Origin of the sequence: Streptomyces sp. C1-1, assembly GCF_050214755.1 — a bacterium.
Classification (GTDB): Bacteria; Actinomycetota; Actinomycetes; order Streptomycetales; family Streptomycetaceae; genus Streptomyces.
Window position 1 is genome coordinate 9,234,027 of record NZ_CP189826.1, and the last position, 26,030, is coordinate 9,260,056.

General features: G+C 71.9%; 28 protein-coding genes and 1 pseudogene. 14 read left to right on the forward strand and 15 right to left on the reverse strand.

The features are described from left to right. Positions 1-100: 100 nt before the first annotated feature. Positions 101-1,096 carry an L-glyceraldehyde 3-phosphate reductase gene (gene mgrA, locus ACQF4J_RS41995; protein ID WP_351566667.1) on the forward strand — a complete coding sequence of 332 codons (996 nt, stop codon included), beginning with the start codon at positions 101-103 and terminating at the stop codon, positions 1,094-1,096. Here the strand turns inward: mgrA and ACQF4J_RS42000 are convergent. Further along, positions 1,086-2,069, reverse strand: a complete 984-nt coding sequence (locus tag ACQF4J_RS42000; protein ID WP_351566665.1) for an oxidoreductase — start codon at positions 2,067-2,069, stop codon at positions 1,086-1,088. The genes mgrA and ACQF4J_RS42000 overlap by 11 nt on opposite strands. 102 nt (positions 2,070-2,171) lie before the next feature. Here ACQF4J_RS42000 and ACQF4J_RS42005 point away from each other — a divergent pair, with 102 nt between their 5' ends. Next, positions 2,172-3,095, forward strand: a complete 924-nt coding sequence (locus ACQF4J_RS42005) for an AraC family transcriptional regulator (protein ID WP_351566662.1) — start codon at positions 2,172-2,174, stop codon at positions 3,093-3,095. 42 nt (positions 3,096-3,137) lie between these two features. Here the strand turns inward: ACQF4J_RS42005 and ACQF4J_RS42010 are convergent, their stop codons facing one another. Next, the gene (locus tag ACQF4J_RS42010; RefSeq protein ID WP_351566659.1) at positions 3,138-3,521 is read right to left on the reverse strand and encodes a nuclear transport factor 2 family protein; all 384 of its coding nucleotides are present in this window, start codon (positions 3,519-3,521) and stop codon (positions 3,138-3,140) included. A 324-nt stretch (positions 3,522-3,845) separates the two neighbouring features. Here ACQF4J_RS42010 and ACQF4J_RS42015 point away from each other — a divergent pair, with 324 nt between their 5' ends. From ACQF4J_RS42015 to ACQF4J_RS42030, 4 genes are all read left to right on the forward strand, one after another. Next, positions 3,846-4,256, forward strand: coding sequence for a hypothetical protein (locus ACQF4J_RS42015; protein WP_351806489.1), 411 nt, complete (start codon positions 3,846-3,848; stop codon positions 4,254-4,256). Between the two features lie 70 nt (positions 4,257-4,326). Then, a complete protein-coding gene (locus ACQF4J_RS42020) occupies positions 4,327-6,666 on the forward strand; it encodes an FHA domain-containing protein (protein WP_351566656.1) in 2,340 nt (779 codons plus the stop codon). 8 nt (positions 6,667-6,674) lie between these two features. After that, positions 6,675-7,220, forward strand: coding sequence for a hypothetical protein (locus ACQF4J_RS42025; protein WP_351566653.1), 546 nt, complete (start codon positions 6,675-6,677; stop codon positions 7,218-7,220). Continuing rightward, the gene (locus ACQF4J_RS42030; RefSeq protein WP_351806493.1) at positions 7,210-8,211 is read left to right on the forward strand and encodes a serine/threonine-protein kinase; all 1,002 of its coding nucleotides are present in this window, start codon (positions 7,210-7,212) and stop codon (positions 8,209-8,211) included. Before ACQF4J_RS42025 ends, ACQF4J_RS42030 begins: the two co-directional genes overlap by 11 nt. Here ACQF4J_RS42030 and ACQF4J_RS42035 read toward each other — a convergent pair. Together ACQF4J_RS42035 and ACQF4J_RS42040 are read right to left on the reverse strand one after the other, a co-directional pair. Then, entirely contained in the window at positions 8,186-8,602 is a 417-nt protein-coding gene (locus tag ACQF4J_RS42035; protein ID WP_351567151.1) for a nuclear transport factor 2 family protein, read from the reverse strand. The genes ACQF4J_RS42030 and ACQF4J_RS42035 overlap by 26 nt on opposite strands. A 44-nt stretch (positions 8,603-8,646) precedes the next feature. Then, positions 8,647-9,924, reverse strand: a complete 1,278-nt coding sequence (locus tag ACQF4J_RS42040) for a streptophobe family protein (RefSeq protein ID WP_427168160.1) — start codon at positions 9,922-9,924, stop codon at positions 8,647-8,649. 162 nt (positions 9,925-10,086) lie between these two features. Here ACQF4J_RS42040 and ACQF4J_RS42045 point away from each other — a divergent pair, with 162 nt between their 5' ends. Together ACQF4J_RS42045 and ACQF4J_RS42050 are read left to right on the forward strand one after the other, a co-directional pair. Continuing rightward, positions 10,087-11,292, forward strand: coding sequence for a DUF6777 domain-containing protein (locus tag ACQF4J_RS42045; RefSeq protein ID WP_351566640.1), 1,206 nt, complete (start codon positions 10,087-10,089; stop codon positions 11,290-11,292). A 106-nt stretch (positions 11,293-11,398) separates the two neighbouring features. Further along, positions 11,399-11,854, forward strand: a complete 456-nt coding sequence (locus ACQF4J_RS42050; protein ID WP_351566639.1) for an ATP-binding protein — start codon at positions 11,399-11,401, stop codon at positions 11,852-11,854. Between the two features lie 46 nt (positions 11,855-11,900). Here the strand turns inward: ACQF4J_RS42050 and ACQF4J_RS42055 are convergent, their stop codons facing one another. Together ACQF4J_RS42055 and ACQF4J_RS42060 are read right to left on the reverse strand one after the other, a co-directional pair. Then, a complete protein-coding gene (locus ACQF4J_RS42055) occupies positions 11,901-12,788 on the reverse strand; it encodes an RNA polymerase sigma factor SigF (protein ID WP_351566636.1) in 888 nt (295 codons plus the stop codon). Between the two features lie 110 nt (positions 12,789-12,898). Then, the gene (locus tag ACQF4J_RS42060; RefSeq protein WP_427168161.1) at positions 12,899-13,684 is read right to left on the reverse strand and encodes a class I SAM-dependent methyltransferase; all 786 of its coding nucleotides are present in this window, start codon (positions 13,682-13,684) and stop codon (positions 12,899-12,901) included. An 80-nt stretch (positions 13,685-13,764) separates the two neighbouring features. Between ACQF4J_RS42060 and ACQF4J_RS42065 the strand changes: the two genes are divergently transcribed. Beyond that, positions 13,765-14,196, forward strand: a complete 432-nt coding sequence (locus ACQF4J_RS42065) for a helix-turn-helix domain-containing protein (RefSeq protein ID WP_351566631.1) — start codon at positions 13,765-13,767, stop codon at positions 14,194-14,196. Positions 14,197-14,218: 22 nt separating this feature from the next. Here ACQF4J_RS42065 and ACQF4J_RS42070 read toward each other — a convergent pair whose 3' ends face one another. From ACQF4J_RS42070 to ACQF4J_RS42080, 3 genes are all read right to left on the reverse strand, one after another. Next, on the reverse strand, positions 14,219-14,821 hold the full coding sequence (locus ACQF4J_RS42070; protein ID WP_200703390.1) for a ClpP family protease: 603 nt from the start codon (positions 14,819-14,821) through the stop codon (positions 14,219-14,221). A 1-nt stretch (position 14,822) separates the two neighbouring features. Then, the gene (locus tag ACQF4J_RS42075; RefSeq protein WP_351566626.1) at positions 14,823-15,461 is read right to left on the reverse strand and encodes a ClpP family protease; all 639 of its coding nucleotides are present in this window, start codon (positions 15,459-15,461) and stop codon (positions 14,823-14,825) included. 110 nt (positions 15,462-15,571) lie between these two features. Continuing rightward, positions 15,572-16,780: an epoxide hydrolase family protein gene (locus ACQF4J_RS42080; RefSeq protein ID WP_351566623.1), complete on the reverse strand. Its 1,209-nt coding sequence runs from the start codon at positions 16,778-16,780 to the stop codon at positions 15,572-15,574. A 121-nt stretch (positions 16,781-16,901) separates the two neighbouring features. On the opposite strand from ACQF4J_RS42080, the gene ACQF4J_RS42085 reads away from it, so the two are divergent. Beyond that, the gene (locus ACQF4J_RS42085) at positions 16,902-17,384 is read left to right on the forward strand and encodes a VOC family protein (RefSeq protein WP_351566620.1); all 483 of its coding nucleotides are present in this window, start codon (positions 16,902-16,904) and stop codon (positions 17,382-17,384) included. Between the two features lie 113 nt (positions 17,385-17,497). After that, positions 17,498-18,304 (forward strand): methyltransferase domain-containing protein, encoded by an 807-nt coding sequence (locus ACQF4J_RS42090; protein WP_351566618.1) that lies wholly within the window; start codon positions 17,498-17,500, stop codon positions 18,302-18,304. A gap of 29 nt (positions 18,305-18,333) precedes the next feature. Here the strand turns inward: ACQF4J_RS42090 and ACQF4J_RS42095 are convergent, their stop codons facing one another. The 3 genes and pseudogenes from ACQF4J_RS42095 to ACQF4J_RS42105 form a co-directional block, all read right to left on the reverse strand. After that, a complete protein-coding gene (locus ACQF4J_RS42095) occupies positions 18,334-19,245 on the reverse strand; it encodes an SGNH/GDSL hydrolase family protein (protein WP_427168162.1) in 912 nt (303 codons plus the stop codon). 107 nt (positions 19,246-19,352) lie between these two features. After that, positions 19,353-19,842 (reverse strand): annotated as a pseudogene (locus ACQF4J_RS42100) (SAM-dependent methyltransferase); the annotation flags it as partial. 59 nt (positions 19,843-19,901) lie between these two features. Then, positions 19,902-20,912 carry a zinc-binding alcohol dehydrogenase family protein gene (locus ACQF4J_RS42105; protein WP_351579763.1) on the reverse strand — a complete coding sequence of 337 codons (1,011 nt, stop codon included), beginning with the start codon at positions 20,910-20,912 and terminating at the stop codon, positions 19,902-19,904. Between the two features lie 153 nt (positions 20,913-21,065). Between ACQF4J_RS42105 and ACQF4J_RS42110 the strand changes: the two genes are divergently transcribed. Together ACQF4J_RS42110 and ACQF4J_RS42115 are read left to right on the forward strand one after the other, a co-directional pair. Further along, a complete protein-coding gene (locus ACQF4J_RS42110) occupies positions 21,066-21,866 on the forward strand; it encodes a VOC family protein (RefSeq protein ID WP_351579758.1) in 801 nt (266 codons plus the stop codon). A 31-nt stretch (positions 21,867-21,897) separates the two neighbouring features. After that, on the forward strand, positions 21,898-22,602 hold the full coding sequence (locus ACQF4J_RS42115) for a ribonuclease H family protein (RefSeq protein WP_351805530.1): 705 nt from the start codon (positions 21,898-21,900) through the stop codon (positions 22,600-22,602). A 10-nt stretch (positions 22,603-22,612) separates the two neighbouring features. Here the strand turns inward: ACQF4J_RS42115 and ACQF4J_RS42120 are convergent, their stop codons facing one another. The 3 genes from ACQF4J_RS42120 to melC1 all read right to left on the reverse strand — a co-directional run bounded on the left by ACQF4J_RS42120 (position 22,613) and on the right by melC1 (position 24,388). Then, on the reverse strand, positions 22,613-23,065 hold the full coding sequence (locus ACQF4J_RS42120; RefSeq protein WP_351579752.1) for an SRPBCC family protein: 453 nt from the start codon (positions 23,063-23,065) through the stop codon (positions 22,613-22,615). An 85-nt stretch (positions 23,066-23,150) separates the two neighbouring features. After that, positions 23,151-23,975 carry a tyrosinase MelC2 gene (gene melC2 / locus ACQF4J_RS42125; protein WP_351579749.1) on the reverse strand — a complete coding sequence of 275 codons (825 nt, stop codon included), beginning with the start codon at positions 23,973-23,975 and terminating at the stop codon, positions 23,151-23,153. A 35-nt stretch (positions 23,976-24,010) separates the two neighbouring features. After that, positions 24,011-24,388, reverse strand: coding sequence for an apotyrosinase chaperone MelC1 (gene melC1, locus ACQF4J_RS42130; protein ID WP_351579746.1), 378 nt, complete (start codon positions 24,386-24,388; stop codon positions 24,011-24,013). A 342-nt stretch (positions 24,389-24,730) separates the two neighbouring features. Here melC1 and ACQF4J_RS42135 point away from each other — a divergent pair, with 342 nt between their 5' ends. After that, positions 24,731-25,954: an FAD-dependent monooxygenase gene (locus tag ACQF4J_RS42135; protein WP_351579743.1), complete on the forward strand. Its 1,224-nt coding sequence runs from the start codon at positions 24,731-24,733 to the stop codon at positions 25,952-25,954. Positions 25,955-26,030: the final 76 nt, after the last annotated feature.

A 26,030-nucleotide genomic window follows, 5' to 3' on the forward strand; every position in this document is an offset into this window, starting at 1 on the left:
CCATCGCATTCGCCTGTTGGACCAATGGCCGCAGGTCACGAAAGAGTGGGGACCGGTTCCCAGGAACCGTCAATCCGTGTGCCAACCCTCTGGAGTCGCGTTGTACACCGCACACCCCGACCGTTACGCGGACCTGCCCTACCGGCGCACCGGACGCAGCGGCCTGAAGCTCCCCGCGATCTCGCTCGGCCTGTGGCACAACTTCGGCCCGGCCGACCGCACCGTCGAGACGCAGCGGGCCATCCTGCGCCGCGCCTTCGACCTCGGCGTCACCCACTTCGACCTGGCCAACAACTACGGCCCGCCGCCCGGTGCCGCCGAGCTGGCCTTCGGCGAGGCGCTCAAGGACGACCTGGCGCCCTACCGCGACGAGCTGGTGATCTCCACCAAGGCCGGCTACCTGATGTGGCCCGGTCCGTACGGCGAATGGGGCTCCCGCAAGTACCTGCTGTCCTCCCTGGACCAGAGCCTGAAGCGGATGGGCCTGGACTACGTGGACATCTTCTACTCCCACCGCCCCGACCCGGAGACTCCCCTGGAGGAGACGATGGGCGCCCTGCACTCCGCGGTCCAGCAGGGCAAGGCGCTCTACGTCGGCGTCTCCAACTACTCGGCGGAGCAGACCCGCGAGGCCGCCCGCATCCTCGGCGAGCTCGGCACCCCGCTGCTGATCCACCAGCCGCGCTACTCGATGCTCGACCGCCGCCCCGAGGACGAGGGCCTGCTCGACGCCCTGGACGAGCTCCGGGTCGGCTCGATCGTCTTCTCGCCGCTGGAGCAGGGCCTGCTCTCCTCCCGGTACCTCGACGGCATCCCGGAGGACTCGCGGGCGGCGAGCGACAGCCCCTTCCTCAACTCGGACGCGGTCACCGAGGACCTGGTCGGCAGGCTGCGCTCGCTCAACGAGATCGCCGAGAGCCGCGGCCAGACCCTGGCCCAGATGGCGCTGGCCTGGGTGCTGCGCGGCGGACGGGTCACCTCCGCCCTGGTCGGCGCGAGCAGCCCGCAGCAGATCGAGGACAGCGTCGCGGCCACCCGCAACCTGGACTTCGACGACGACGAGCTGGCCCGCATCGACGCGATCGTCAAGCGGTAAGCCGTTCGCTGACCTCCCAGAGGCGGGCCGCCGCCTCTGGGTCGACGGCGTACGGCAGGACCCCGGGAGTCTCCGCCCCGGCCCGCCAGGCGGCCTCCTCCTCGGGGGCCACGAGCGGACTGATGTCGCAGTTCTCGCAGTACACCCCGCCCAGCCCGGCGAGCCGTGGGCTCGTCGCGCACCACACGCTGGTGGCCGCTCCCTGGGCGATCGTCTTCAGCTGGCGGGCGGGGTCGCGAACCGGGCGCCCCTGCGCGTCCACGGCTCCGGCGGCGCGGACGGCCTCGGGGGACACGTGCTTGGCGAGACCGGTGTCGATGATGATGCCCGGGTGCACCGCGAAGGCCCGCACGCCGTGGGCCCGCCCGCGCCGGTCCAGTTCCACGGCGAACAGCGCGTTGGCCGTCTTCGACTGGCCGTAGGCGACGAACGGCTCGTAGGGGCGGCGCTCGAAGTGCAGATCGTCGAAGTCGACGCCGCCGAACCGGATGCCCCGCGACGACACCGACACCACGCGGGCGCCGTCTGCGGCCGCCAGCGCCGGCCACAGGCGTGCGGCGAGCTGGAAGTGCCCCAGATGGTTCGTGGCGAACTGCGCCTCGTACCCGCGCGCGTCCCGCGTCAGCGGAGTCGCCATGATCCCGGCGCTGTCGACCAGGATGTGCAGCGGACGCCCGGAGGCCAGGAACTTCTCGGCGAAGGCGTCGACCGACTCCGGGTCCAGCAGGTCCAGGTACTCGACCTCGGCCCCCGGCACCGTCTCCAGGGCCGCCCGGGCCCGCCGAAGGTCGCGCGCCGGTACGACGACCTCGGCGCCGGCGGAGCGCAGCACCCGTGCCGTCTCCAGGCCGATCCCGGAGTAGCCGCCGGTGACGATCGCGACCTTCCCGGTCAGGTCGACGCCCTCGATCACCTCCTCGGCGGTGGACGCGGCGCCGAAGCCGGAGGGCAGGGGCTGCTGTGCGGTGGTCATGATGCGTATCTCCTCTTGCGTGAGCCGTCCATGCCACCGTAGGAAGGTGGAGTCGTACGATGAATGCTTGTAAGTTCGCGCTACTTGCGTGATAGTTCGAGCATGTCCGCCGACCCGCTCTCCGACGCCCTGGCCGTCGCCGACGCCCGCAGCGTCTTCTCCGGTGGTTTCACGGCCGGCGGGAGCTGGGCGGTCCGGCTGCGCGGACGGGACCGGCTCAAGGTGGTCGCCGTGGTGCGCGGCGGTTGTCTGCTGGTCCGGGAGGACGGCGGGGAGCCCCTGAAGGTGTCCGAGGGGGACGTCGTCGTCTCCGACGGCGGACAGCCCTACGTCCTGTGCAGCGACGTGGGCGTCGAACCACTGGACTCCGGCGACGCGGTCATGGACCCCGCGAGCCGCATGGCGCGGCTCGGCGAGGGCACGGGCGAGGACGTGGTGTGCGTGTCCGGGCACATCGACCTCAGCCGGGACAGCGGCGAACTGCTGCGCCGGGCGCTGCCGGAACTGGTCCACGTGCGCTCGGACGCCGCCGAAGCGCCGGTGCTGGGCTGGCTGATCGACCGCATGGCCGACGAGGTCAGGGCGCACCGGGCCGGGGTGGAGTTCGCCTCGGACCATCTCGCCCAGCTGCTGTTCGTTCAGGTGCTGCGGGTCTGCCTCACCGAGTCCGGCGGGCTGCCTCCCGGCTGGCTGCGCGCCCTCGCCGACGAGCGCCTGGCCCCCGCCCTGCGTCTGATGCACGGCGATCCGGCGCACCCCTGGCAGCTCGGCGAACTCGCCAGGGTGGCCGCGATGTCCCGCACCACCTTCGCCGTCCGGTTCAGGGAGGCGGCCGGGGTGCCGCCCCTGACCTACCTGCTCAACTGGCGGATGAGCCTGGCCGCCCGCGCCCTGCGGCAGGACACGGTCCCCGTCGCGGTGCTCGCCCGCTCCGTCGGATACAGCTCCGAGAGCGCCTTCAGCAACGCGTTCAAGCGGGTGACGGGAGTCGCGCCCCGCCGCTACCGGGAGGCCGCCAGGGGCTGAGGCCCGCTCCGGGGGCGGCGGGACCCCTCGCCGCGTCGGTTCTCACGCTCCGGCGGGCACCCGGTCCAAGAAGCCCAGCACGGTGCGGATACGGCCGTCCGCGTCCAGTGTGATCACGTCGAAGCCGGCCACCGGTGCCGAGCCGTCGGCCTCGCCGACCAGCTCCCACGAGAAGCGGGCCGTGTCGTGGTGGCCGTCCACGGCGCCGACGGGCCGGAAGACGAACCCCGGGAACTGCGCGTGGGCGGCGTTGATCACCGCGGCGATCCCGTCGTGCCCGCTGACGTCGGCGAGCGGGTCGGTGTAGGAGCCGTCCGCGGTCCAGGCGGCGGCGACCGCCTTCGCCACCCCCTCGTCGCCGGCGGCGTTCCAGGCCTCGAAGTAACGGGCGACGGCGTTCTCGTAGCGCTCGGTGTTCGCGGACATGGCGATCAGCCTCCACAGAGGTAGTCGTTGCTGGTCAGGTACCGGGTCGAGGTCTCGGCGACCCGGTGCGACCACCATGCCCCGGCCGGTGCGGGAGGGTCGATTACCCCTCAAGTAATGACGGCGTCCGTCAGGTTTCGGCCAACTGTCCGTGTGAATATGCCAGGAGACTGGCCGGAAATTCATGGTGACAGTGATTCAGTCGTGAACATACTCAACAGTTGAGGCACTTAACGGCGAGCGAAGACGCCGTCACGTACCGCATATGAGCCGCACGGAAAGCGAGGCAAGGCCGAGAGGCGAACGAGCAGCGGGGGAATGACCATGCATGACGAGTTCTTATGCCACGTCACCGCCTACGGTGTCTGCGCCGGGCAGCGCATCGGCGTCCCCCTGGGCACCTACCGTGCCCCCACCCTCGCCCTCGCCCTGTGGTGGCTGCGCGACCGCGCCAACTGGATCGCCGACCGGCTCGACCCGCAGCCCGAGGCCGAACACTTCCCGCCGAGCTCGCTCGTCCCGGTCGCCGACACCGTGCCCGACGTGCCGGCGGCGCTGCGCTGGTGGTGCGCCGATCTCAGCCAACAGGAGCTGGTGGCAGATGAGTTGGCGGCCGGCCGGCTGGTGCGGGTCGCCATCTGTGACGAGACCACCGAGTACGAGCTGCTGGCCGAGTCCGTCGACGCGCTGCGCATGCAGCGGATCATCCCGTCGCTGGTGATGCCCGTCGGCTGACGCTGCCCGCCTGATCCACCGACTCCGGTACGCCGGGCGCGTACATGCACAAATCGGTAGAATCGCCGGCATGGCGGAACGGTCGTTCATGCCGGGCGCGCCCGAACTGGTCCTGGAGACCGAGTCGGGCTCCACGGTGATGAGTCCCAGCCACGACTACCACGTCGGACGCGACCCGCTCAGCGACATCGTCATCGACGACGCCCGGGTCTCCTGGCACCACGCGGTCCTGCGGCCCGAGGCCGACCACTGGACCATCGAGGACGAGAACAGCACCAACGGCACCTTCGCCGACGGCCGTCGCGTCCACGAGTGGGGTGTGGGCCCGGGGAGCGAGATCCGCTTCGGCAGCCCGTCCGACGGCCCGCGGCTGGTTCTGCTCGAGTGTCCCTCACCGGTGCGGGAGCGTCCTTCGGCCGTCTCGATGCCGGGCCTGACCGGGACCTTCCGGCAGCCCACCTCCGTGCGCCCGCTGCCGGCGCGCACCGTCCGCATCGGCCGCGCCGCCGACAACGACCTGGTCATCGACGACCTCGTCGTCTCGCGCCACCACGCCGAACTGCGCGCGCTGCCCGACGGGACGTACGAGATCGCCGACCTCGGCAGCCACAACGGCACCTACCTCAACGGCGCCCCCGTCACCGCCGGGCCCGTCGGCCCCGGGGACATCGTCGGCATCGGCCACTCGGTGTTCTGCCTCGTCGGCGACGAACTGCAGGAGTACGTCGACAGCGGCGAGGTCTCCCTCGACGTGCAGGACCTCGCGGTCGCCGTCGACCACGGCCGCAAGACGCTGCTGGACCACGTGTCGTTCCCGGTGGGGGAGAAGTGCCTGCTCGCGGTCGTCGGTCCGAGCGGCGCGGGCAAGTCCACGCTCCTCAACGCCCTCACCGGACAGCGCCCCGCCGACCACGGCACCGTCCTCTACGACGGCCGCGACCTCTACCGCGACTACGCCGAGCTGCGCCAGCGCATCGGCCTGGTCCCGCAGGACGACATCCTCCACGCCCAGCTCACCGTCCGCAGCGCCCTGTCCTACGCCGCCGAGCTGCGCTTCCCGCAGGACACCGCGAAGGCCGAGCGCCGGGCCCGGGTCGAGGAGGTGATCGGCGAACTCGGTCTCGAGCAGCGTGCCGACCAGCCCGTGCACAGCCTCTCCGGCGGACAGCGCAAGCGGGTCAGCGTGGCCCTGGAGCTGCTGACCAAGCCGTCCCTGCTCTTCCTCGACGAGCCCACCTCCGGCCTGGACCCCGGCATGGACCGCTCGGTGATGCACATGCTGCGAGGCCTCGCCGACGACGGCCGCACGGTCATCGTCGTCACCCACAGCGTGCTCAGCCTCGACGTGTGCGACCGGCTCCTGGTCCTCGCACCCGGCGGCAGGATCGCCTACTACGGCCCGCCCGAGGACGCCCTCGCCTACTTCGGGTTCGAACAGTGGCCGGAGGCCTTCGAGGCCTTCGAGCAGGACCGCGACCGCGACTGGGGCGGCGACTTCCGCCTCTCGAGGTTCCACCGGTACTACGTCACCGACGCCACCGCGCAGCCCCGCGTACCCCGCTCCGGCCCCGTCGTGATCACCCCGCCCGCCCGGCCGCGCAGCCGCGGCGCCCAACTCGGCACCCTGGTCCGCCGCTACGCGACCGCCCTGAGCGCCGACCGCACCTTCCTCGCCATCATGATCGCCCTGCCGTTCGTGATGGGCGCCATGGCCCGGGCCCTGGCCGGCAGCGCACTCACCCGTGAGACGGTGATGAACGCGCTGCTCATCCTGTGCGTCGGCGGCGTCCTGACCGGCGCGGCGAACGCGGTGCGCGAACTGGTCAAGGAACGCGGCATCTACCAGCGGGAGCGGGCGGTCGGCCTGTCCAGATCGGCGTACCTGATGTCGAAGGTCGTCGTGCTGGGCACGGTCACCGTGCTGCAGGCGGTGGTGCTGACCCTGGTCGCGCTCCTCGGCGTCGACCTGAACGCGCCCGGAGGCGAAGGCGTGTTGATGCCGCCCCTGGTGGAAATCACCGTCGCCGTCGCCCTGTTGGCGTTCACCGCCATGATGCTCGGCCTGGTGGTCTCGGCGCTGGTGCGCAAGGAGGAGGTGACGATGCCGCTGCTCGTGCTGCTCGCCATCGTCCAGGTCGTCTTCTGCGGCGCCCTGTTGCAGCTGCACGGGGTGGCCGTCCTCGAACAGCTCTCCTGGCTCGTGCCCTCCCGGTGGGCGCTCGGCGCGATGGCCGGCACCGTAGGCCTGGCCCGGATCGTGCCCGGCGACCTGACCTCCGACCCGCTGTTCCGGCACTCGGCCGGAGCGTGGCTGCTGAACATCGGCATGCTCGTCGTGCTCTCGGCGCTCTTCTGGTTCGTGGTCTCCCGGCTGCTGCGCCGGCACGAACCTGCCGTCATGCGGAAGTAGGAGCCGCGATGACCACCCCCGGTTTCCGGCCCACCCACGTCGTCCCCCAGCAGGGCATGCCCGCCTGGGAGGCCCCCGACCCCGATCGGCCCACCGTCGCCCTAGACCCGCTGCTGCCCGTACAGCTCGTCGAGCGGCGCGGCGACTGGGCCCACGTCCTGTGCGCCAACGGCTGGTCGGCCTGGGTCGACGGCCGCCTCCTGGTCGCCGTGCCCCAGGACCCGCCCGCCGCCGGCGGCCCTCAGGCCCGCACGCCCGACCCGCGCCCCCTGCTCGCCCGCGCGGAACAGACCCTGGCCCGCTACCGCGCCGCCGTCGAGGACCTCGCCGGCGGCGGCCTGGACGGGGAGTCCTTCCGCGGCCGTACCCGAGGACTGCGCATCGGGATCGTCGTCGACGGTGAGTCCGTCTGGCTCTACGACACCGAGCAGGGCCGTTGGGTCTACGGCGACGGAGCACGTCTGAGCACCTACGCGACCGACGACGGGCCCCGCTCCGCCGTCGCCGACCCCGGACACGCGCCCACCCAGGTCGTGACGCCCGATGGCCCGTGACACCGGTCTGTTCTCCGGCCGGCCCTCCGAGCTGGTCGGCCGCCAGGTGGCCGGTTACCGCATCGAGCGGGAGATCGGCCGCGGCGGCATGGCCGTCGTCTACCGCGCGCTCGACCTGCGCCTGGAACGCACCGTCGCACTCAAGCTGCTCGCCCCGGAACTCGCCCGCAACGACACCTTCCGCCTCCGCTTCACCCACGAGTCCCGGGCCGCCGCCGCGATCGACCACCCGCACATCGTGCCGATCTACGAGGCGGGCGAGACGGACGGCGTCCTGTACATCGCCATGCGCTACGTCGACGGCAGCGACCTGCGCCACCTCCTCGACCGCCGGGGCCCGCTCGCGCCCTCGACCACCCTGCGCATCGCCGCGCAGGTCGCCTCCGCGCTGGACGCGGCCCACGAACACGGGCTGGTCCACCGGGACGTGAAACCCGGCAACATCCTGGTCGCCCGCGGCACCGACAGCGACCACCCCGAGCACACCTACCTGACGGACTTCGGGCTGACCAAGAAGTCACTGTCGCTGACCGGGTTCACCACCGTCGGACAGTTCGTCGGCACCCTCGACTACGTGGCCCCCGAGCAGATCTCCGGCCGCCCCGTCGACGGCCGCTGCGACGTCTACGGCTTCGCCTGCGTCGTCTACGAGTCCCTGGCCGGCCGCCCGCCCTTCCGCCGCGACGACGACATGGCGCTGCTCTGGGCCCACCAGTACGACCAGCCGCCCCCGCTGACGGAGTTCCGCCCCGACCTCCCCGCCGCCGTCGACACGGTCTTCGACCGCGCCCTGGCCAAGAGCCCCGACGACCGCCACGACTCCTGCCTGGCCTTCGTCGCGGCGCTGCGCGCCGCCCTGGCCGGCCGTGAGGCGGCCGGCCACCCGCCGACGGTGGTGGAGCCGCGGGCCGGCAGCGCGGGCGAGGAGCGCCCCCAACCCCCGCCACGCTGGGCCGAGCCGGTCTTCAGGATTCCTGGCCCAGCCCGTTGAGCGGCACCCGCCGTGCCACCAACCTGCGCCGGCCGATGCGCCAGCCGGCCTCCGTGCGCACCACCACGTCCTCGTAGGTCACCGAGCCGCACGACCCGTCCGCCATGATGCCCAGCCCCTTGGAACGGACCCGGACCCGGCCCTCGGCCACCTCCTCGACCACCACGTTGGTCACGTGGTGCGCCACGGGGTTCGCCGCGCCCAGCGCCAGCGCCGCCCGGGTCAGGGCGGCCAGGCCCACGACCTCGCCCTGGCCGAAGTCGGACAGGTCGTAGACGACGTCCGGGGTGAACACCTCGTCGGCGCGGTCCAGTTCCCCCTCGTCGACCAGATGGCCGTGCAGCGCGACCAGCTCCGTGACGGCCACGCGGTCCTCGATCGCCAGCGCCATGTCGTGCCCCTCCCTCGACTCGGCGCACACTCCCACGGACGACGTCATCCTTCCCACCTCTTTTCCGCCGGCCCCCGGCGCCGCACCGGCCTCGCCAGCAGCGCGCCGAGGAATCCGGTCGCCAGCCCCCACAACAGGGCGAGGCCCAGCGCCGACCAGACCTCGGGCCGCAGGAACACGGTTCCGGACAGTCCTCCGCCCAGGTCGCCGATGCCGAGCACCGACAGCCCGAAGTGCGCGGAGATCCGGCCGACCAGGCAGATCATGAGCACGGTCAGGGCCAGGGCGACCGCCATGTGCAGGGCATGCTGCCAGGCCCGCATCCGGGCCGGGGAGCGGGCCGCCAGCACGAAGGCGGCCGCCACCAGCAGCACCACGTCGACCACCAGCAGCCACCAGACGCGCCCGTCGTGCTCGGAGAGCGTGCCCAGATTGAGGGCCGAGACCTCCTTGGTGCGCAGCACCTCGTCGAGCACATGGGGCATCGGCAGCCCGAACGGGCCCTGCACCCGGCCGTTCCAGGTCACCCCGAGGCCGAGGGTCAGGGCCAGCCAGGCCAGGTTCGGCAGGCCCAGCAGGATCACGGCGAGCGTCTCGGCGCGGTGCCCGCGCGTCACCGCCACGACCAGCCCGACGACGACGCCCAGAGCGACGTACGCCAGAAGCAGCGCGACCATCGCGTACGCGGCCGGGCGCACCGACTCCTGGAAGCGCAGCAGCCGCCCCGGCAGCGGAGCCCCGCGCGAGACCAGCAGCGCCAGCACCAGCACACCGGCCAGCCACAGCAGCCCGAACAGCAGCGTCAGCGGAACGTCGGTCGTGAACCCGACCTTCGGCGAGACGCCGAACAGGCCGCCGATGTCGCTGATGGTGCTGTCGCCGAGGGACAGGGTGAAGGTGTGGCGGGCGCCGAGGGCCAGGCCCAGCAGGGCGAGCAGCCAGAGCACGGCGACGCGGGCGGCCCAGCCGGCGAGTTCCGGCGCGCCCGCCACCGCCCGATGCCGCAGCGGGCGCAGGAAACCGGCGGCGAGCACGAGGGCGCCGACCAGGGTGACGGACAGCGGGATCACGGTCAGCCCGGCGTCGGCGCCGGCCAGCGCACCGGCGTCGCCCGACAGTTCCACGGTGCCGCCCACAGCGGTGACCACGGTCGCCGCGACCACCCGGGGGAAGGCCCCGTCCGGCAGGTCCGTCGCCCCGGCCGCCCACAGCCCCAGCGCGGCGACGACACCCATGGCGATCAGCGCGGCCAGCACCGCGACGAGGGCCTGCACCCAGCCGTGCCGGGCCACGGCCGGGGTGGAGGGGGCTCGCGGGCTCACCCTTGCCACGCTAAGCAGCTCCGGCCCGCCCCGCCCGCCGGGAGGTCCGTCCGCGTCGGCTTGCGACGGGCACGGAACCGGAGCACACAATAAGGAGGAGAGGTAGGAAAACGGCGGAACTCGGGGCAAGCCGCCGCACCATCACGTCGGGAAGAAGAGCTCGTGAGCGTCGAACCGCCGTCGTCCGGCCGCCCCACAGGACCGCCTTCCGGCCCGCTCTCGGGCCCCTCCCAGCCGCCCTCGGGCCCGCCCTCCCAGCCGCCCGGCAGCAGCGGCGGCACGCCGCCCCCGCCGGAACCCCGCCGCCCCTGGTGGAAGTCCGCACCCCGGGTCGCGGTCCTCACCACCGCGATCGTCGCCGCCGTCGTCCTGGCCGTCGTCCTCACCCGGTCCGACAACGGTGCCTCGGGCAAGAACGGCGAGGTCTTCCTCCAGGCCGCGGGCAAGACCGGCCCCGACCCCTTCACCCCCTCGACGGCGAAGGACAGCTCCACCGCCACGGTCTCCGCCTCCCCGACGGCCCCCGAATCGACCCCGGCGAACGCCGTACGCGGCGTCGACGGCGGGGCGCCCGGACTGTACGGCGGCAGCCGCAACGTCTCCAGCTGCGACGTTGAGAAGCAGATCCGCTACCTGCAGGAGGTCCCGGCGAAGAACCGGGCCTTCGCCTCCGCCGAGGGCATCCAGCCCTCCCAGGTCCCCGCCTACCTGCGCGGCCTCACCCCCGTACAGCTGCGCATGGACACCCGGGTCACCAACCACGGCTATCGCGACGGCACCGCCACCGGCTACCAGGCCGTCCTGCAGGCCGGTACCGCCGTCCTCGTCGACGGCCACGGCGTGCCCCGCACGCGCTGCGCCTGCGGCAACCCGCTGACCCCGCCCGTCGCCCAGCAGACCACGCCCACGCAGACCGGCGACTCCTGGCCGTCGTACCGCTCCTCCAACGTCGTGGTGGTCACGCCCGCCCCGCAGATCATCAACGTCTTCGTGATCTACGACCCGGACCACGACCAGTGGATCTCCCGGCACCGCGGTGACACCGGCCACAAGGACCACCCGGCCAAGCCGCCGGTGCGGCCCTCGCCGTCCGTGAGCGTGACCACGCCCACGGCACCCTCGTCGTCGAACTCCCCGTCCCCGTGCGTCTCCTCGCCGACGCCGGGCGTGGGCACCGCGACGACGAGCCCCTGCCCGTCGACATCGACGCCGACGCCGCCGTCCTCGTCGTCGCCCGGCCCCACGCCGCCCTCGAGTTCCAGCGAGCCGCCCAGCTCACCCGGCTCGTCCCCGCCCGAGCCGCCGCCCGCCTCCGGCAGCACCACAGTGAGCGCACCCGTCTCCTCCGCCACGACGCCCTCGGCGTGAGCCGAAGGGGACACATCACCCGCGACAGGGGACTGCGCGGCCCGCCTCGGGGTATCAGCACTGGTGCAACAGCGTCCGGCCAGTCCGGCTTCCGAGAGAGAAACGCATGAACGACCACGTGGGCGGGGCAGTGATATCAGCAGGCTTCGACGTGCCGGTGGAACCACTGAGGCGGGCTGCCCACTACACCGGCGAACCCGGCTGCATCGCCGAGGCCCGGTCCTTCGCCGCGCACTTCGTCCGCAGCCTGCGCACCGAGTGGTGCGCCGCCGTGGACGAGCGGGCCGAGAACGAGGTACTGCTGGTCGTGAGCGAACTGGTCACCAACGCCGACCGGCACAGCAATGGCCCGTACATCCTGGAGCTGGAGGGCACGGACGCCGCCGTGACCGTGTGCGTCTACGACAGTAGCGCCGCCCTGCCGCGCCGGTTCCCGCGTGATCCCGAGCGGGTCGGCCGGCACGGCCTGGAGATAGTCCACGCGCTGGCTTGCCGGGTCGTGGTCGAGAGAGTGCCCGTCGGCAAGCGCGTCAGCGCGGTGGTGTCGCTCAGCGGAAAGTGACCGCCGCGCCGATCCGCGACGGTCACCCTCTTCGTGTGCCGGTTTCTCAGGCGCAGCCGAGTTCGCCCAGCATCCCCTCGCGCAGCCGCGCGATGATCCTCTTGATCAGCCGGGAGACGTGCATCTGCGAGCAGCCGAGCCGTTCACCGATCTCCGCCTGCGTGGCCTCCTCCACGAACCGCATGTGGAGGATCTGACGGTCGCGCTCACCGAGCTCCGCCATCAGCGGGGCCAGCGACTGGAAGTCCTCGACGAGCCGCAGCCCGTCCTCCTCCACCCCGATGAAGTCCGCCAGGACCGCCTCGCCGCCCTCCGGCCCGTCACCGGTGAGCGCGGCGTCGAGGGACGAGGAGTTGTAGCCGTTGGCCGCGATCTGCGCCTCGACGACCTCGTTCTCGGAGATGTTCATCAGCGTGGCGAGCTCCGCGACCGTCGGCTCACGGTCGAGCCGGCTGCCGAGCTCCTCGCGCGCCTTGGCCAGCTCCACCCGCAGCTCCTGAAGCCGCCGCGGCACGTGCACCGCCCAGGTGGTGTCCCGGAAGAACCGCTTGATCTCGCCGACGATGTACGGCAGCGCGAACGACGTGAACTCCACCTCGCGGGACAGCTCGAACCGGTCGATCGCCTTGATGAGACCGATCATGCCCGTCTGGACGAGGTCCTCCATCTCGTCCCCGCGCCCCCGGAAGCGCCCGGCGGCGAACCGCACCAGCGACATGTTCATCTCGATGAGGGTGTTGCGCGCGTACTGGTACTCCTGCGTGCCCTCTTCCAGTTCGGCCAGGCGCTGGAAGAACTGACGGGACAGCTCCCGTGCGTCACGAGGCGCCACCGAGCGTGGCTCCTCTATGCCCGGCAGCGCACCGTTCTCCGTGCCGGTCCCGGCGGTCGTCTGGACGATCGCTGTCTTCGACCGATTCACGGCGGTATTCATTGTCCCTCTCCCACGAGTCACGGTCCGGCGTCTGTCTGCCATGTGTCCTCGCCATGCGGGTACCCCCGGTCGGGCAGCTCACTCCCACCGCTTTTCGAAGCGGCGCGAAATCATCCGGCGACCCGGGTGGCGACGACCAGCTCGTGCAGGTACCGCTTGGTCACACTGCCCGCGAACCCATTGTCGATCAGACTGCGGATACATGCCAGCAGACCCCGGCGGGCGGGCTCGTCGAGGGCGCGGTGATTCGAGTAGGTGAGCAGGACGTCGATGTACCGGTCGGTGCTGTACGTGATGTCCTGCGTGAAGCGGGCCGCCGTCACCCCCTCGAAGTGGGGGGAGCCCGCGGGCTCGGCGGTGCCGGCGGGGATCTCCGACGCCGGCTGCGGACGCAGGCCGGGCGGGGTGGCCGGATCCCATCGCTCGTAGCAGTCCTGGACGCGGGCGAAGAACTCCTCCGTGCCGCCGGCCACATGTTCCGTGAGGACCAGGGCCAGCCGTCCGCCCGGACGCAGCGCCCGGGCCGCCTTGACCATCCGTACCTCCGGATCGATCCAGTGGAAGGCCGTGGCGCACACCACCAGGTCGAACGGTTCCTCGGGCAGCGGCCAGCTCTCGAACTCCGCCACCCGGACGTCGACGCGCGGATGGTCGCGCAGCCGCCGGCGGGCCACGGCCGCCATCGCGGCACCGAGTTCCACCGCCGTGACCCGGCATCCCAGCTCCGCCAGCGGCAGCGTGAGCTGACCCGTGCCCGGGCCGATCTCCAGGACCCTGCTGTCCGGACCCAGGCCCGCGACCCGCGCCAACTCGGCCACCAGCGCCGGGGGATAACGGGGCCGCGCCCGGTCGTACAACTCGGCGTCCTGGTTGAACGTCTCCCGCAACGCTGTCATGGCATCCTCCGCCTCGGTGATTCACCCAGGGCAGAATGCCGATCCCTTCCCAACACGGCGAGGGAATTTAGTCTGAGGGGGTGAGCAGCCAAGCGCCGAACGAAGCCCGCGTCATTCCTCTGCGCCGCCCGCAGGCCGGTGCTCAGGCCGCCCCGCCGCCACGCCAGGCACCACCGGTCCCCGCGGCCCCGGCCGCCCCCGCGCCGAGGGAACCCCTGTGGCGTGACCTCGTCGGTGACGTGCTGCGCCGTGAGCGCCTCGCCCAGGAGCGCACCCTGAAGGACGTGGCCGACGCGGCCCGGATCTCCATGCCGTACCTCTCCGAGGTGGAGCGCGGCCGCAAGGAGGCCTCGTCCGAGGTCCTCGCGGCCGCCGCCCACGCCCTGGGACTGGGGCTCGGCGATCTGCTGTCGCTGGCGCACGGCGAGCTGACCCGCCTCACCAGCCGGCACGCCGCCCGAGGCCGGGGCACGTCCGGCCCGCGCCACGACGGACTGTGCCTGGCCGCCTGACGACGCGGGACGGGCCGGCGCCTCAGACCGCGACGAGCCGCCGGCTCAGCACCTCGTCGGCCAGCCCGTAGGCCACCGCCTCCTCGGCGGTGAACACCTTGTCGCGGTCCATGTCCGCGCGCAGGGTGGCGACGTCGTGGTGGGTGTGGCGGGCGAGCACCTCCTCGACCTGGGAGCGGATGCGGACCATCTCCTTGGCCTGGAGCGTCAGGTCGGAGATCGCGCCCCGGCTGCCTCCGCTGGCGGGCTGGCCGAGCAGCACGCGCGCGTGTTCCAGCACGAACCGCCGCCCGGGATCCCCTCCGGCCAGCAGCACGGCCGCGGTGGATGCCGCCTGCCCGACGCAGAACGTCGAGATCGGCGCCTGCACGAAGGTCATCGTGTCGTAGATCGCCATCAGCGAGGTGAACGAACCGCCTGGGGAGTTGAGGTAGATCGCGATCTCGCTCTCCGGGGCCGCCGATTCCAGATGGAGGAGTTGCGCGATGACGACGTTGGCCACCCCGTCGTCGATCTCCGTGCCGAGGAAGATGATCCGCTCGGACAGCAGCCGGCTGAACACGTCGGAGGACCGCTCGCCGTGCGCGGTGCGCTCGACGACGTACGGAATCGTGTAGTTGCCCATGTCACAGCCCCATCCGTCGCTTCGAGGCGGCCGGGCGGACGTCGGCGAGCGACTCCACGACCTGGTCCACCATGCCGTACTCCCTGGCCTCCTCGGCCGTGAACCAGCGGTCGCGGTCACCGTCCCGGGCGATGGTCTCCGGGCTCTGGCCCGTGTTCTGCGCGATGAGCCGCTCCATGGTGCGCTTGCTGTGCTCCAGGTTCTCCGCCTGGATCTCGATGTCGGCGGTGGTGCCGCCGATGCCCGCGGAGCCCTGGTGCATCATGATCCGGGCGTTCGGCAGGGCGTAGCGCTTGCCCGGGGCGCCGCCGCACAGCAGGAACTGGCCCATGCTGGCCGCGAAGCCCATGGCGAGCGTCGAGACGTCGTTCGGGATCAGCCGCATCGTGTCGTAGATGGCCAGGCCCGCGTACACCGAGCCGCCCGGGCTGTTGATGCACAGGCTGATGTCGGTGCGCGGGTCCTCGGCGGACAGCAGGAGCAGCTGGGCGCAGACCCGGTTGGCGGAGACCTCGTCGACCTGGGTGCCAAGGAACACGATCCGCTGGCCGAGCAGTTGGGCGGCGAGATGGTCGTCGAACCGGGAGGGCGCGGTGTCGCCCTCCTCGGCCCTGGGCGTGAGCGCTGCGAGTGAAGTCATCGGGTCTCCCTACGGTGCGGTGATGCCGTCGACCTCACTCTCGGCCCGCGGGCGGGCACCGATGCGGTTTCTCTGCCCGCGGCAGATTCGCCACCGGCAGAGTCCGGCTCTCAGCCCTTCTCGCGCAGCTGCCGGAAGAACGCCCGCACGTCCCCCACCAGCAGGTCCGGCTCCTCCATCGCGGCGAAGTGGCCGCCCCGGTCGAACTCCGTCCAGCGCACCAGGTTCTCGGTGCGCTCCGCCTTGTGACGCAACGGAAGCTGCGGCTCCGCGGGGAAGAGCGCCAGCGCGGTGGGCGCGGTGGAGGGCTCCGTGGGACGGGCGCCGCCCACCGGGGCGTGGGCGCGCTCGTAGTAGATGCGGCCGGCGGAACCCGCGGTGCCGGTCAGCCAGTACAGCATCACGTTGGTCAGCAGCCGGTCCCGGTCCACGGCCTCCTCGGGCAGCCGCTGCGAGTCCGTCCACTCCTGGAACTTCTCCACGATCCAGGCCAGTTGACCCACGGGCGAATCGGTCAGGGCGTACGCCACGGTCTGCGGCCGGGTCGCCTGCAGAACCGCGTACCCGGTGCCCTCGCGCGACCACTCGCTCCACCGGCGCCATGACAGCAGCGCCCGCTCCTGCTCCTCGGTGTCCAGCTCGTCCAGCTCCTCCTGGGTGGGCTCGGTGGCCTGCTGCCCGCCCGGCAGGAGGTTGAGATGGACGCCGATCACCCGGTCGGGGTGGGCCCGGCCCAGCTCGCGGGAGATGGCGGCGCCCCAGTCGCCGCCCTGGGCGCCGAACCGCTCGTAGCCGAGCCGGCGCATCAGCTCGGCCCACGCGTCGGCGACCCGCGCGGCCTCCCAGCCGGTGTCCGCAGGGGGCCCGGACAGACCGAACCCCGGGATGCTCGGTACGACCACGTGGAAGGCGTCGGCCGGGTCGCCGCCGTGCGCGGCGGGGTCGGTCAGCGGCCCGACGACGTCCAGGAACTCCACGATCGAACCCGGCCAGCCGTGCGTCATGATCAGCGGTGTGGCGTCGGGCTCGGGGGAGCGGACATGGGCGAAGTGGACGTTCGAGCCGTCGATGGTGGTGGTGAACTGCGGCCACTCGTTCAGCCGGGCCTCCGCCGCCCGCCAGTCGTAGACGTTCCGCCAGTGGTGATGGAGTTCGCGCAGATAGTCGGCCGGGACGCCGTAGGCCCAGCCGGTGCCGGGCAGCTCGTCGGGCCAGCGGGTGCGGTCGAGGCGGTCGTACAGGTCGTCGAGCTCGCTCTGCGGGATGTCGAGCCGGAAGGGCCGGACCGGGTCCGTGGGGTCCACGGGGGATGACGTCATGGCGGGAGCCTAGATCGCGACGGAGACGGGTCCATATGGATTAATCGGCCGCCCCACCGATGAGTTCTGCGCCGAGGATCGGTCGGTAGAGGTGACCGCGTTCCACACCCAGGAGGTGCCCATGACCACCGACGGATTCACCACGTGTCTCTGGTTCGACGGCCAGGCCGAGGAGGCCGCCCACCACTACGTGTCGATCTTCAAGAACTCCAGCATCGGCCGCGTCGGCCGCAACGTCGAAGGGGGAGCGGGACCGGTCGGCTCCGTGCTGGCGGTGGAGTTCACGGCCAACGGCCAGAAGTTCGTCGCGCTCAACGGCGGACCGATGTTCAAGTTCAACGAGTCCGTCTCCTTCCAGATCTTCTGCAAGGACCAGGAGGAGATCGACTACTACTGGACCAAGCTCACCGAAGGCGGCGGCGAGCCCGGCCCCTGCGGCTGGCTGAAGGACAAGTACGGCCTGTCCTGGCAGGTCGTCCCCGACACCCTCATCGACATGATCAGCGACCCGGACCAGGAGAAGGCCTCCCGCACGACCAAGGCGTTCATGGCGATGGGCAAGTTCGACATCGCCGCCCTGCGCAGGGCGTACGAGGGCGAGTAGGCGGCACGCGGCGAGGACGGCGTCGTCCGCCGAGTGGGTAGGACACCGGACGACGTCGTCGACTTCGCGGCGATGCAGACCAGTTGACCGCCCCTCGCCCGCAGGAGCTGCCCGTGTCCGCGAACTCGCCGACGTACGCCTTCGACAACGACGACCCGGAAGCCGTGGGGCGGCACGTCCATCTCGCCACTCTGCTGGACGAGTTCACCGTCCAACGGCTGTCCGGGCTCGGGGATCTGACCGGCAGGCGGTGCCTGGAGGTCGGCGCCGGGGGCGGCAGCGTCGCGGCCTGGCTCGCCCACGCGACGGGGCCCACCGGCCGCGTGCTCGCGACGGACCTCAACACCCGTCATCTGCCGGTGGATCCACCGTACGAGGTGCTGCGCCACGACCTGGAGGGCGAACCGGTGCCGGAGGGCCCGTGGGACGTCATCCACGCCCGGCTGGTACTGCTCCACCTGCCCGGGCGGCGGGCGATCCTCGCGCGCCTCGCCCACGCGCTCGCGCCCGGGGGAGCGCTGGTCGTGGAGGACTTCGAGGCGACGTTCCGCAAGATGGTCCTGGCCGCCCCGAGCCCCGAGGCGGCCGAGCTGATCGACACCTACCACACCCTGCTGGTCGAGCATGTCCTGCCCGCGCACGGCAACGACCCGAGCTGGGCGGGCCGGGTGCCCGCGCTGATGCTCGAGGAGGGGCTGACCGACGTGGACACCGTCATGCACGCCCGCTCCTGGCCGGGCGGCACGGCGGGCGCGCTGCTGATCGCCGCCAACGTCGCGCAGGCGAGGGAGGACTTCCTGGCGGCCGGCATGACCCCGCAGCAGCTCGACGAGGTGGCCCGGCTGGCCGCCGACCCCCGCCTGGTGGTGCGCAGCCACTTCACGTACTCCACCATCGGCCGCCGGCCGGCCGCGGAGTGACGGCGTGGCGGGGCCGTGGGCGCGGAAGATCACCGGCCGACGGCCCCGTGGATCACGTCGGTGATCTGCCGGGAGATGCGCAGGATGCCGGGGGAGCGGACCGGGCACGGCTTCGGGGTGGGCGTCGTGGGCGCGAGGCAGAAGTGCAGGAAGTCCGAGTCGAGGTGGAGTGCGGTGCGGTCGCGGCCCGGCTGGGTGCAGTAGTCGGGGTGCTTGCGTTCGTACGCCGTGCACGGCAGGTACTGGGTCCAGGTGTAGCGGGCGCCGGCCGGAGCGACCGTGCGGCCCGCGTCGGCGACGAGGTCGCCCGACTCCGCCGCCTGCCGCTCGTACATCCCGTTCACGCGCCGCACGCGGTCGGGGGTGATCGGGTCCGGGCCCTGCAGCACCCACACGATCTTCGGCCGCTTCTCCCCGCCCGCCGCCGCGATCTGCTCGGTCAGCCGGCGCAGGTCGGCGCGGTAGCGGCCGAAGTACCGCTGCGGGGAGGCGTTGTAGGTGATGCCGTCCATGCACCAGGTGTAGCCCCACGCGTTGCCCCAGAACTGCAGCACCACGTAGTCCGGATGGCGCGCGCGCACGAGCGCGGCGGCCTTGTCCGCGTCCGGTACGAGCGAGCGCGCCCCCGTGCCCTCCAGGTAGTCGCACAGTGTGGTGCCCGAGTACGGGGCGCTGGTGTACGTCGCGTTCAGGTCGTGGCGGAGCTGCTGCCCGAGCACGTTCTGGGCCTCCATGGCCAGCGAGTCGCCCAGGTACAGCACCCGGGGCCCGACGGCCGGGACGCCGGGCGAGGCCGGCGCCCGCTGGTGCGTGGTCGCGGCGGACGCCCCCGGTACGGCGGGGGAGGGCGGCGCGGCCTCCGGCCCGGACGACGGGTCGCCGCACGCGCCCAGCAGCAGCGCACCGGCCAGCAGCATCCCCACGATCCACGGTCCGCGCATGCGGCAACTCCCGCCCCGGCAACCGAAAAACGGCTCCCCAGGCAAGCACAGGAGGGCCCAAGGGGGAAGAGAGGCAACGGAGTTCGCGGGCGCCCGGTCCCGGTCTGCACGCGGTCGGCAGCGATCAGCAGATACCGGAGACTGCCGTTGCGGCAGGCGGTCAGGAAGGTGTCCTCGATCCCCGTGACCAGGTGGTCGGCCTGCCGGCGCAGCTCCCAGTACAGGACGGTCTCGGCGGTGGGGTCCCGCACATGGACCGGGACCAGCCGGTGGCGGGCCACCGCCCGGAAGTACTCCGAGCGCGGGCCGCGCACGCGCGGGTCTCGAACCCGGTGTCGGGCATGTTGCGGTGGTGGTGGCGCACCTTGCCGTCGATGCCCCGCTCGCGGGCCCGTGCCGCGGCGAACTCGGCCTGCTTGGCGGAGATCGTCACGCCGTCCGTACGGCAGCGTCGTGGCACAGATGTGCCACGACGCTGCCGCCACCGCGTCCACAGCCCGCGTCGAAGGCACGGTCGTCGGAGGTGAGGGGGCCGAGACGGTCGGCGAGGAGTTCGGCCTGGGGGTGTTCGAGGCGGTGCGGTTCGGTGGACTCGCGGGGCGGGTGTGATCCCACGCCGGGCGCACGGGCCGTGTCCGCGCCCCCGGCCGGCGCGCTCAGGAAAGGTCGTTGACCAGGACCGCCGCCCCGTCGAAGCGCCCCGCCTTCAGGTCCCGCAGCGCCTCGTGGGCGCGGGACAGGGCGTAGGTGTGCGTGGTGGCGCGTACGCCGTGCCGGGCGGCGAGCGCGAGGAACTCACGGGCGTCGGCACGGGTGTTGGAGGTGACGCTGCGCACCTGCTTCTCGTAGAACAGCTCGGTCTCGTAGCGCAGGGACGGGATGTCGCTGAGGTGGATGCCGGCGACTGCCAGGGTGCCGCCGCGGTCCAGGGCGCGCAGCGCGACCGGGACCAGGTCGCCGACCGGGGCGAAGAGGATCGCGCTGTCCAGCGGCTCGGGCGGCATGTCGTAGGCGTCGTGCGCCGAGGCGGCGCCCAGGTCGAGCGCCAGCCGCCGTGCCGCCGCCCCGCGCGTCAGCACGTGCACGGTGGCGCCCTCGGCCAGCGCCACCTGCGCGCACAGATGGGCGCTGCCTCCGAACCCGTACAGCCCGAGCCGTCCGCCCGGCGGCAGCGCGGCCCGACGCAGGGCGCGGTAGCCGATGATCCCGGCGCACAGCAGGGGAGCGGGGGCCACGTCGCCGAGGGCGGCCGGCAACCGGTGCGCGAAGGCCGCGGGCACGGTCGTGTACTCCGCGTAACCGCCGTCGGCGTCCCAGCCGGTGTAGCGGGAGGCCGGGCAGAGGTTCTCGTCCCCGCGCGTGCAGTACGCACAGGTGCCGTCCGTGCGCCGCAGCCAGGCCACGCCCACCCGGTCACCGACCTCGAAGCCCTCGACGCCCGCACCGCGCCCCGCCACGACGCCCACCACCTCGTGTCCGGGCGTCACACCGGGCCGGCGCACCGGAAGATCGCCCTCGGCCACGTGCAGATCGGTGCGGCACACCCCGCACGCGCGCACGTGCACGAGCAGCTCGTCGTCCCCGGGCGCCGGAACCGGCTTCTCCACCAGGCGGAGCCCTCCCTCCTCCTCCACCGGGCCGGGCACCACCACCGACCACGCGCGCATCGTTGCGTCAGCCATCGCGCACCCCGTCCCGAGCGCCGAAACCCTTGTCCCGACCAGTGTGGGACGTGTCCGGGCGTTCGGCGCGCGCTTCGGCGGACGGGTGACTAGCGTGAGGAAACGGACCAACCGCCGACACAGGAGAGGGCCGCAGCCATGGCCGTGCAACCTGAGGGAACCCCCTGTTGGGCCGATGCGATGTTCGGTGACGTCGAAGGAGCCAAGAGCTTCTACGGCGACGTCCTGGGCTGGACCTTCGGCGAGGCGTCGTCGGAGTACGGCAACTACACCCAGGCCTACGCGGACGGCAAGGCCGTCGCCGCCGTCGTACCGCCGATGCCGGGCCAGGAAGGCTACTCGCAGTGGTGCCTGTACTTCGCGTCGCAGGACGCCGCCGCGACCGCCGGGAGGATCCGTGACAACGGCGGCGAGGTGCTGATGGAGCCGATGAAGGTCGGCGAGTTCGGGACGATGTGCCTGGCCCGCGATCCCAGCGGGGTGGTCTTCGGCTTGTGGCAGGCCGGGGTCCACGAGGGGTTCGAGGCCTCGCCGCAGCAGCCCGGCGCGTACTGCTGGGCCGAGGTCTTCACCCGCGAGCCCGAACGGTCCGACACCTTCTTCACCTCGGTCTTCTCCTACACGGCGAAGCAGATGCAGGACGACGCGATCGACTTCCGCATGTTCGACATCGACGGGAAGACGGTCCTCGGCCGTATGAAGATGACGGAGGACTTCCCGCCGGAGGTGCCGCCGTACATCAACGTCTACTTCAGCGTCGCCGACTGCGACGACGCGGTCGCCCGGGCGACCAAGCTGGGTGGCGTGCTGCGGTTCGGGCCGATGGACAGCCCGTTCGGGCGGTTCGCGGCGCTGAGCGACCCGCAGGGGGCCAACTTCTCGGTGATCGACATCACGACGACGGTCGGGGAGATGCCGCAGGTCACGGACGTCTCCTGAACCGTGGGCGAGTGGCCCGCCGGGCCATGGCATGATCGGGCACATGCGTGAACGTGTTGTGGCCGCGTGCGACGGGGCTTCGAAGGGAAACCCCGGGCCGGCGGGCTGGGCCTGGGTTGTCGCCGACGAGTCGGAGACCCCGGCCCGCTGGGAGGCCGGGCCGCTCGGCAGAGCCACCAACAACATCGCCGAACTGACCGCCCTGGAACGACTGCTGGCCTCGACCGACCCGGCCGTGCCGCTCGAGGTGCGGATGGACTCGCAGTACGCGATGAAGGCCGTCACCACCTGGCTGCCCGGCTGGAAGCGCAACGGCTGGAAGACGGCCGCCGGCAAGCCGGTCGCCAACCAGGAGCTGGTGGTGCGCATCGACGAGCTGCTCGACGGCCGCTCGGTGGACTTCCGCTATGTGCCCGCCCACCAGGTGGACGGCGATCCGCTCAACGACTTCGCCGACCGGGCGGCCAGCCAGGCGGCCACCGTGCAGGAGGCGGCGGGCAGCGTTCTCGGCTCGCCGGAACCGCCTCCCTCCCCGGACACGCCGAAGGCGAAGACGGGCGCGCCGCGCCGGAAGCCCGGCGCGGCGCGCAAGGGTGGCGCCTCGTCCTCCCGCACGATCAAGGCGAAGTTCCCCGGCCGCTGCCTGTGCGGCCGCTCCTACGCCGCGGGGGAGCCCATCGCCAAGAACGCGCAGGGCTGGGGGCACCCGGAGTGCCGTACGGCCGAGGCCGGGTGACGGCCGGCGGTCAGATGACCGCGCCGCGCCACTCGCCGGTCTCCTGACCGCGGTTCTCGATGAACCTCTTGAAGCGCTCCAGGTCGCCCTTGGCCTGCCGCTTCACGAAGCCCAGCCTGTCGCCGACCTTCTCGGTGATGCCGTCCGGGTGGAAGTCCATCTGCAGCATCACCTTGGTGTGGTCCTCGTCGAGGCGGTGGAAGGTCACCACCCCGGCCTGCTTGGCCTCACCGTCGACGGTCGTCCAGGCGACGCGCTCGTCGGGGATCTGTTCCGTGATCTCGGCGTCGAACTCCTTGTGAACGCCGTTCACACTCGTCACCCAGTGGGTGAGCGTGTCGGTGCGCTGTTCGATGCGGTCCACGCCGTCCATGAACTCGGGGAACGACTCGAACTGCGTCCACTGGTTGTAAGCGGTGCGCACCGGGACGCCGACCTCGATGGATTCCTCGACCTGCGACACGGGTGAACCCCTCCTTCGCTCTGCTGTCGGTTGTGTCCGTCGCGGGTACCCGTGACCTGCGGGTCCAACCACCCGACCGCGGCCGTCAGTCGGTGTCGAAGGTGTAGTGGGCGGTGTGGTCCAGCAGGTCGGCGGGCCGGGTGTCGTTCCACGGCTTCATCGCCTCGCCCAGGTCGACCACGTCCGGTGTCCCGCCGGTCGGCAGATAGCCGGAACGGGGGTTGCGCCGCTGCCACTCGGCCCACAGCTTGTCGATGTAGGCGTGGTGCAGCCAGAACACCGGATCGTTGGGGGAGACGCCGGTCGCCATCTGGCCCCCGACCCACACATGGACCCGGTTGTGCAGGTTCACGCCCCGCCAGCCCTCCAGGTGGTTGCGGAAGCCGTCCGAGGCGCTGTTCCAGGGCGGCATGTCGTAGGTCGCCATCGACAGCACCGAGTCCACCTCGGCGCGCGTCGGCAACTCCCGTACGCTTGCCCCCAGTTGGCGGCGCAGGAAGGTACGGCCGTCGACGCGCACGTTGATCGGCCAGTTGCCGGCCGACGCGGCGAACGGGCCGTCCATCACCTGCCCGTCCCGGCTGCGCCCCGTCCCGCCGAGGAAGTCCGGCGCCCACAGCGAGGAGCGGGCGGAGCGGTCGGTGCTCCAGTCCCAGTAGGGCAGCGCGACCGAGGCGTCCACCGCCTGCAGCGCTCCTTCGAACTCCAGCAGGAATCTGCGGTGCCAGGGCAGGAACGACGGCGAACGATGGCCGGTGCGCTCGCCGTTGTCGGTGTCGCCGAGGATGAAGGCGTTGTGCGTCGTGACGAAGGCGTCGTAGCGGCCGGTGCGCTTCAGCTCCAGGACGGCGGCGACGAAGCGGCGCTTCTCGTCGGCGGTCAGGCCGGCCTGGTTCTTGCGGACGGTCATGGTGGTGATGGCTCCGAAGTGTCGTACGGGAAAGGTCAGTTGGCGGGGAAGGGCAGCAGCACCGCGCCCTGCAGTTCGTCGACCGCGGCGCGTGCGGCGGCACGGGGTGTGGGGACCGGGTCGTAGTGGCTGACCACGCTGATCCAGGTGCCGTCCGCGTTGCGCATCACGTGCAACGGGACGTCGTCGACGAGCACTTCGAAGCCGCCGCCGTGGTGGTGGTGCTCCGGCATGGAGGCAGGGCGGCCCTGTATCCGGCGGCCCTTGTAGACCTCGTCGAAGGGTTCGGGGGAGTCGTGGTGGTGGTCGGCGGGCGCGGCCGAGGCGGCGGGCGCGCTGAGCGTGTGGGCCGCGGCGGCCGCGGTGAGGGCGGCGGCGGTGCCGAGGGCGCGGCGGCGGCTGAGTTCTGGCATACGGGATCTCCCGGGGATTCGTTCGATTGACGACCCGGCATGCCTATCGGCCCTGACGAGAGCGGGAGAAATCCCCCGAGACCGGTTGGCTGCGATCAGGACAATTGCCCAAATGTCGTGCAAGCTTGAACGAAGTTGATCTTGCTGTGTGAAGGGCCCGGTCACCCCGGAAGGGGGAATTCCTTCTCCGGGAACTCGTGTTCCGGATGATCTTTCCTGGCCGAGGGTGTCGCCAGTGGCCCGCCTCACCTCGGGAAACTGACGTGATCTCGAACGCCGGGCGCCGCTAGGGCCCCCTGCTACCCTGCGTTGCCAAATGACCGCTTTGGGTAATTCCTAGGGGTGTGCGTGAAGGTCGCCTGCATCGGCGGCGGGCCCGCCGGCCTGTATCTGTCGATCCTGCTGAAACGGCAGGACCCGTCCCACGACATCGCCGTCCACGAACGCGATCCGGAAGGGTCGACCTACGGCTGGGGCGTGACGTACTGGCGGGGCCTGCTCGACAAGCTCCACGAGCACGACCCCGAGTCGGCGCGCGCACTGGAGCGGGCCTCCGTCCGCTGGAACGCCGGCGTCGCCCACGTAGGGGACCTCACCACCCGGCACGGCGGTGACGAGGGCTTCGGCATCGGCCGCCACCGGCTGCTGGAGATCCTCGCCGCGCGCGCCCGCTCCCTCGGTGTGCGGCTGGAGTTCGAGCACGAGATCACCGACGGCAACCTGCCCGCCGCCGACCTGGTCGTCGCGGGCGACGGCGTGAACAGCGCCCTGCGCACCCGTCACGCCGACCACTTCGGCAGCGAGGTCAGCGCGGGCCGCAACGCCTACATCTGGCTCGGCACCACCAAGGTCTTCGACGCCTTCACCTTCGCCTTCGTGGAGACCGACCACGGCTGGATCTGGTGCTACGGCTACCCATTCGGCCCCGAACGCAGCACCTGCGTCGTCGAGTGCGCCCCCGGGACCCTGACCGGCCTCGGGCTCGACAGCGCGAACGAGGCGGACGGGCTGGCGCTGCTGGAGAAGCTCTTCGCCGACGTGCTGGACGGTCACCCCCTCATCGGGCGCTCCTCGGCCGACGGCAGCGCTCAGTGGCTGAACTTCCGCACCCTCACCAACCGCACCTGGTCCCGCGACAACCTCGTCCTCATCGGTGACGCCGCCCACACCACGCACTACTCGATCGGCGCCGGCACCACCCTCGCCCTGGAGGACGCCATCGCGCTGGCCGACGCCCTGCGTGAACAGCCCACCCTGCCGCAGGCCCTGGCCGGCTACGAGCGGCAACGCAAGGCCGAGCTGCTGTCCATCCAGAGCGCGGCCCGGTACAGCGCCCGGTGGTACGAGAACCTGCCCCGCTACATCCACCTGCCCCCGGAGCAGATGTTCGCCCTGCTCGGTCAGCGGCACTCGCCCCTGCTGCCGTACGTCCCACCGCAGCTCTACTACCGGATCGACCGGGCGGCCGGGCGGCTCGAAGCGCTGCGTCGCTTCAAGCGCTGGCTCGGGCCGAAGGTCGCGCGGACCGTGCACGCGCGGGAGCTCGCCTCGCGGAAGCAGGGCTGACGGGCGGCCCGCCTCCTGGGTGAGCCGACGGCCTGCCCCGCCTCCTGGGTGAGCCGACGGCCTGCACGCCTTGGGT

Coding starts and splice junctions, on each gene's coding strand:
- ACQF4J_RS42000 (WP_351566665.1), bottom strand. CDS start 2,069: ATGACCACCGCACAGCAGCCCCTGCCCTCCGGCTTCGGCGCCGCGTCC.
- ACQF4J_RS42005 (WP_351566662.1), top strand. CDS start 2,172: ATGTCCGCCGACCCGCTCTCCGACGCCCTGGCCGTCGCCGACGCCCGC.
- ACQF4J_RS42010 (WP_351566659.1), bottom strand. CDS start 3,521: ATGTCCGCGAACACCGAGCGCTACGAGAACGCCGTCGCCCGTTACTTC.
- ACQF4J_RS42015 (WP_351806489.1), top strand. CDS start 3,846: ATGCATGACGAGTTCTTATGCCACGTCACCGCCTACGGTGTCTGCGCC.
- ACQF4J_RS42020 (WP_351566656.1), top strand. CDS start 4,327: ATGGCGGAACGGTCGTTCATGCCGGGCGCGCCCGAACTGGTCCTGGAG.
- ACQF4J_RS42025 (WP_351566653.1), top strand. CDS start 6,675: ATGACCACCCCCGGTTTCCGGCCCACCCACGTCGTCCCCCAGCAGGGC.
- ACQF4J_RS42030 (WP_351806493.1), top strand. CDS start 7,210: ATGGCCCGTGACACCGGTCTGTTCTCCGGCCGGCCCTCCGAGCTGGTC.
- ACQF4J_RS42035 (WP_351567151.1), bottom strand. CDS start 8,602: ATGGCGCTGGCGATCGAGGACCGCGTGGCCGTCACGGAGCTGGTCGCG.
- ACQF4J_RS42050 (WP_351566639.1), top strand. CDS start 11,399: ATGAACGACCACGTGGGCGGGGCAGTGATATCAGCAGGCTTCGACGTG.
- ACQF4J_RS42055 (WP_351566636.1), bottom strand. CDS start 12,788: ATGAATACCGCCGTGAATCGGTCGAAGACAGCGATCGTCCAGACGACC.
- ACQF4J_RS42060 (WP_427168161.1), bottom strand. CDS start 13,684: ATGACAGCGTTGCGGGAGACGTTCAACCAGGACGCCGAGTTGTACGAC.
- ACQF4J_RS42070 (WP_200703390.1), bottom strand. CDS start 14,821: ATGGGCAACTACACGATTCCGTACGTCGTCGAGCGCACCGCGCACGGC.
- ACQF4J_RS42075 (WP_351566626.1), bottom strand. CDS start 15,461: ATGACTTCACTCGCAGCGCTCACGCCCAGGGCCGAGGAGGGCGACACC.
- ACQF4J_RS42080 (WP_351566623.1), bottom strand. CDS start 16,780: ATGACGTCATCCCCCGTGGACCCCACGGACCCGGTCCGGCCCTTCCGG.
- ACQF4J_RS42085 (WP_351566620.1), top strand. CDS start 16,902: ATGACCACCGACGGATTCACCACGTGTCTCTGGTTCGACGGCCAGGCC.
- ACQF4J_RS42095 (WP_427168162.1), bottom strand. CDS start 19,245: ATGCGCGGACCGTGGATCGTGGGGATGCTGCTGGCCGGTGCGCTGCTG.
- ACQF4J_RS42105 (WP_351579763.1), bottom strand. CDS start 20,912: ATGCGCGCGTGGTCGGTGGTGGTGCCCGGCCCGGTGGAGGAGGAGGGA.
- ACQF4J_RS42110 (WP_351579758.1), top strand. CDS start 21,066: ATGGCCGTGCAACCTGAGGGAACCCCCTGTTGGGCCGATGCGATGTTC.
- ACQF4J_RS42115 (WP_351805530.1), top strand. CDS start 21,898: ATGATCGGGCACATGCGTGAACGTGTTGTGGCCGCGTGCGACGGGGCT.
- melC2 (WP_351579749.1), bottom strand. CDS start 23,975: ATGACCGTCCGCAAGAACCAGGCCGGCCTGACCGCCGACGAGAAGCGC.
- melC1 (WP_351579746.1), bottom strand. CDS start 24,388: ATGCCAGAACTCAGCCGCCGCCGCGCCCTCGGCACCGCCGCCGCCCTC.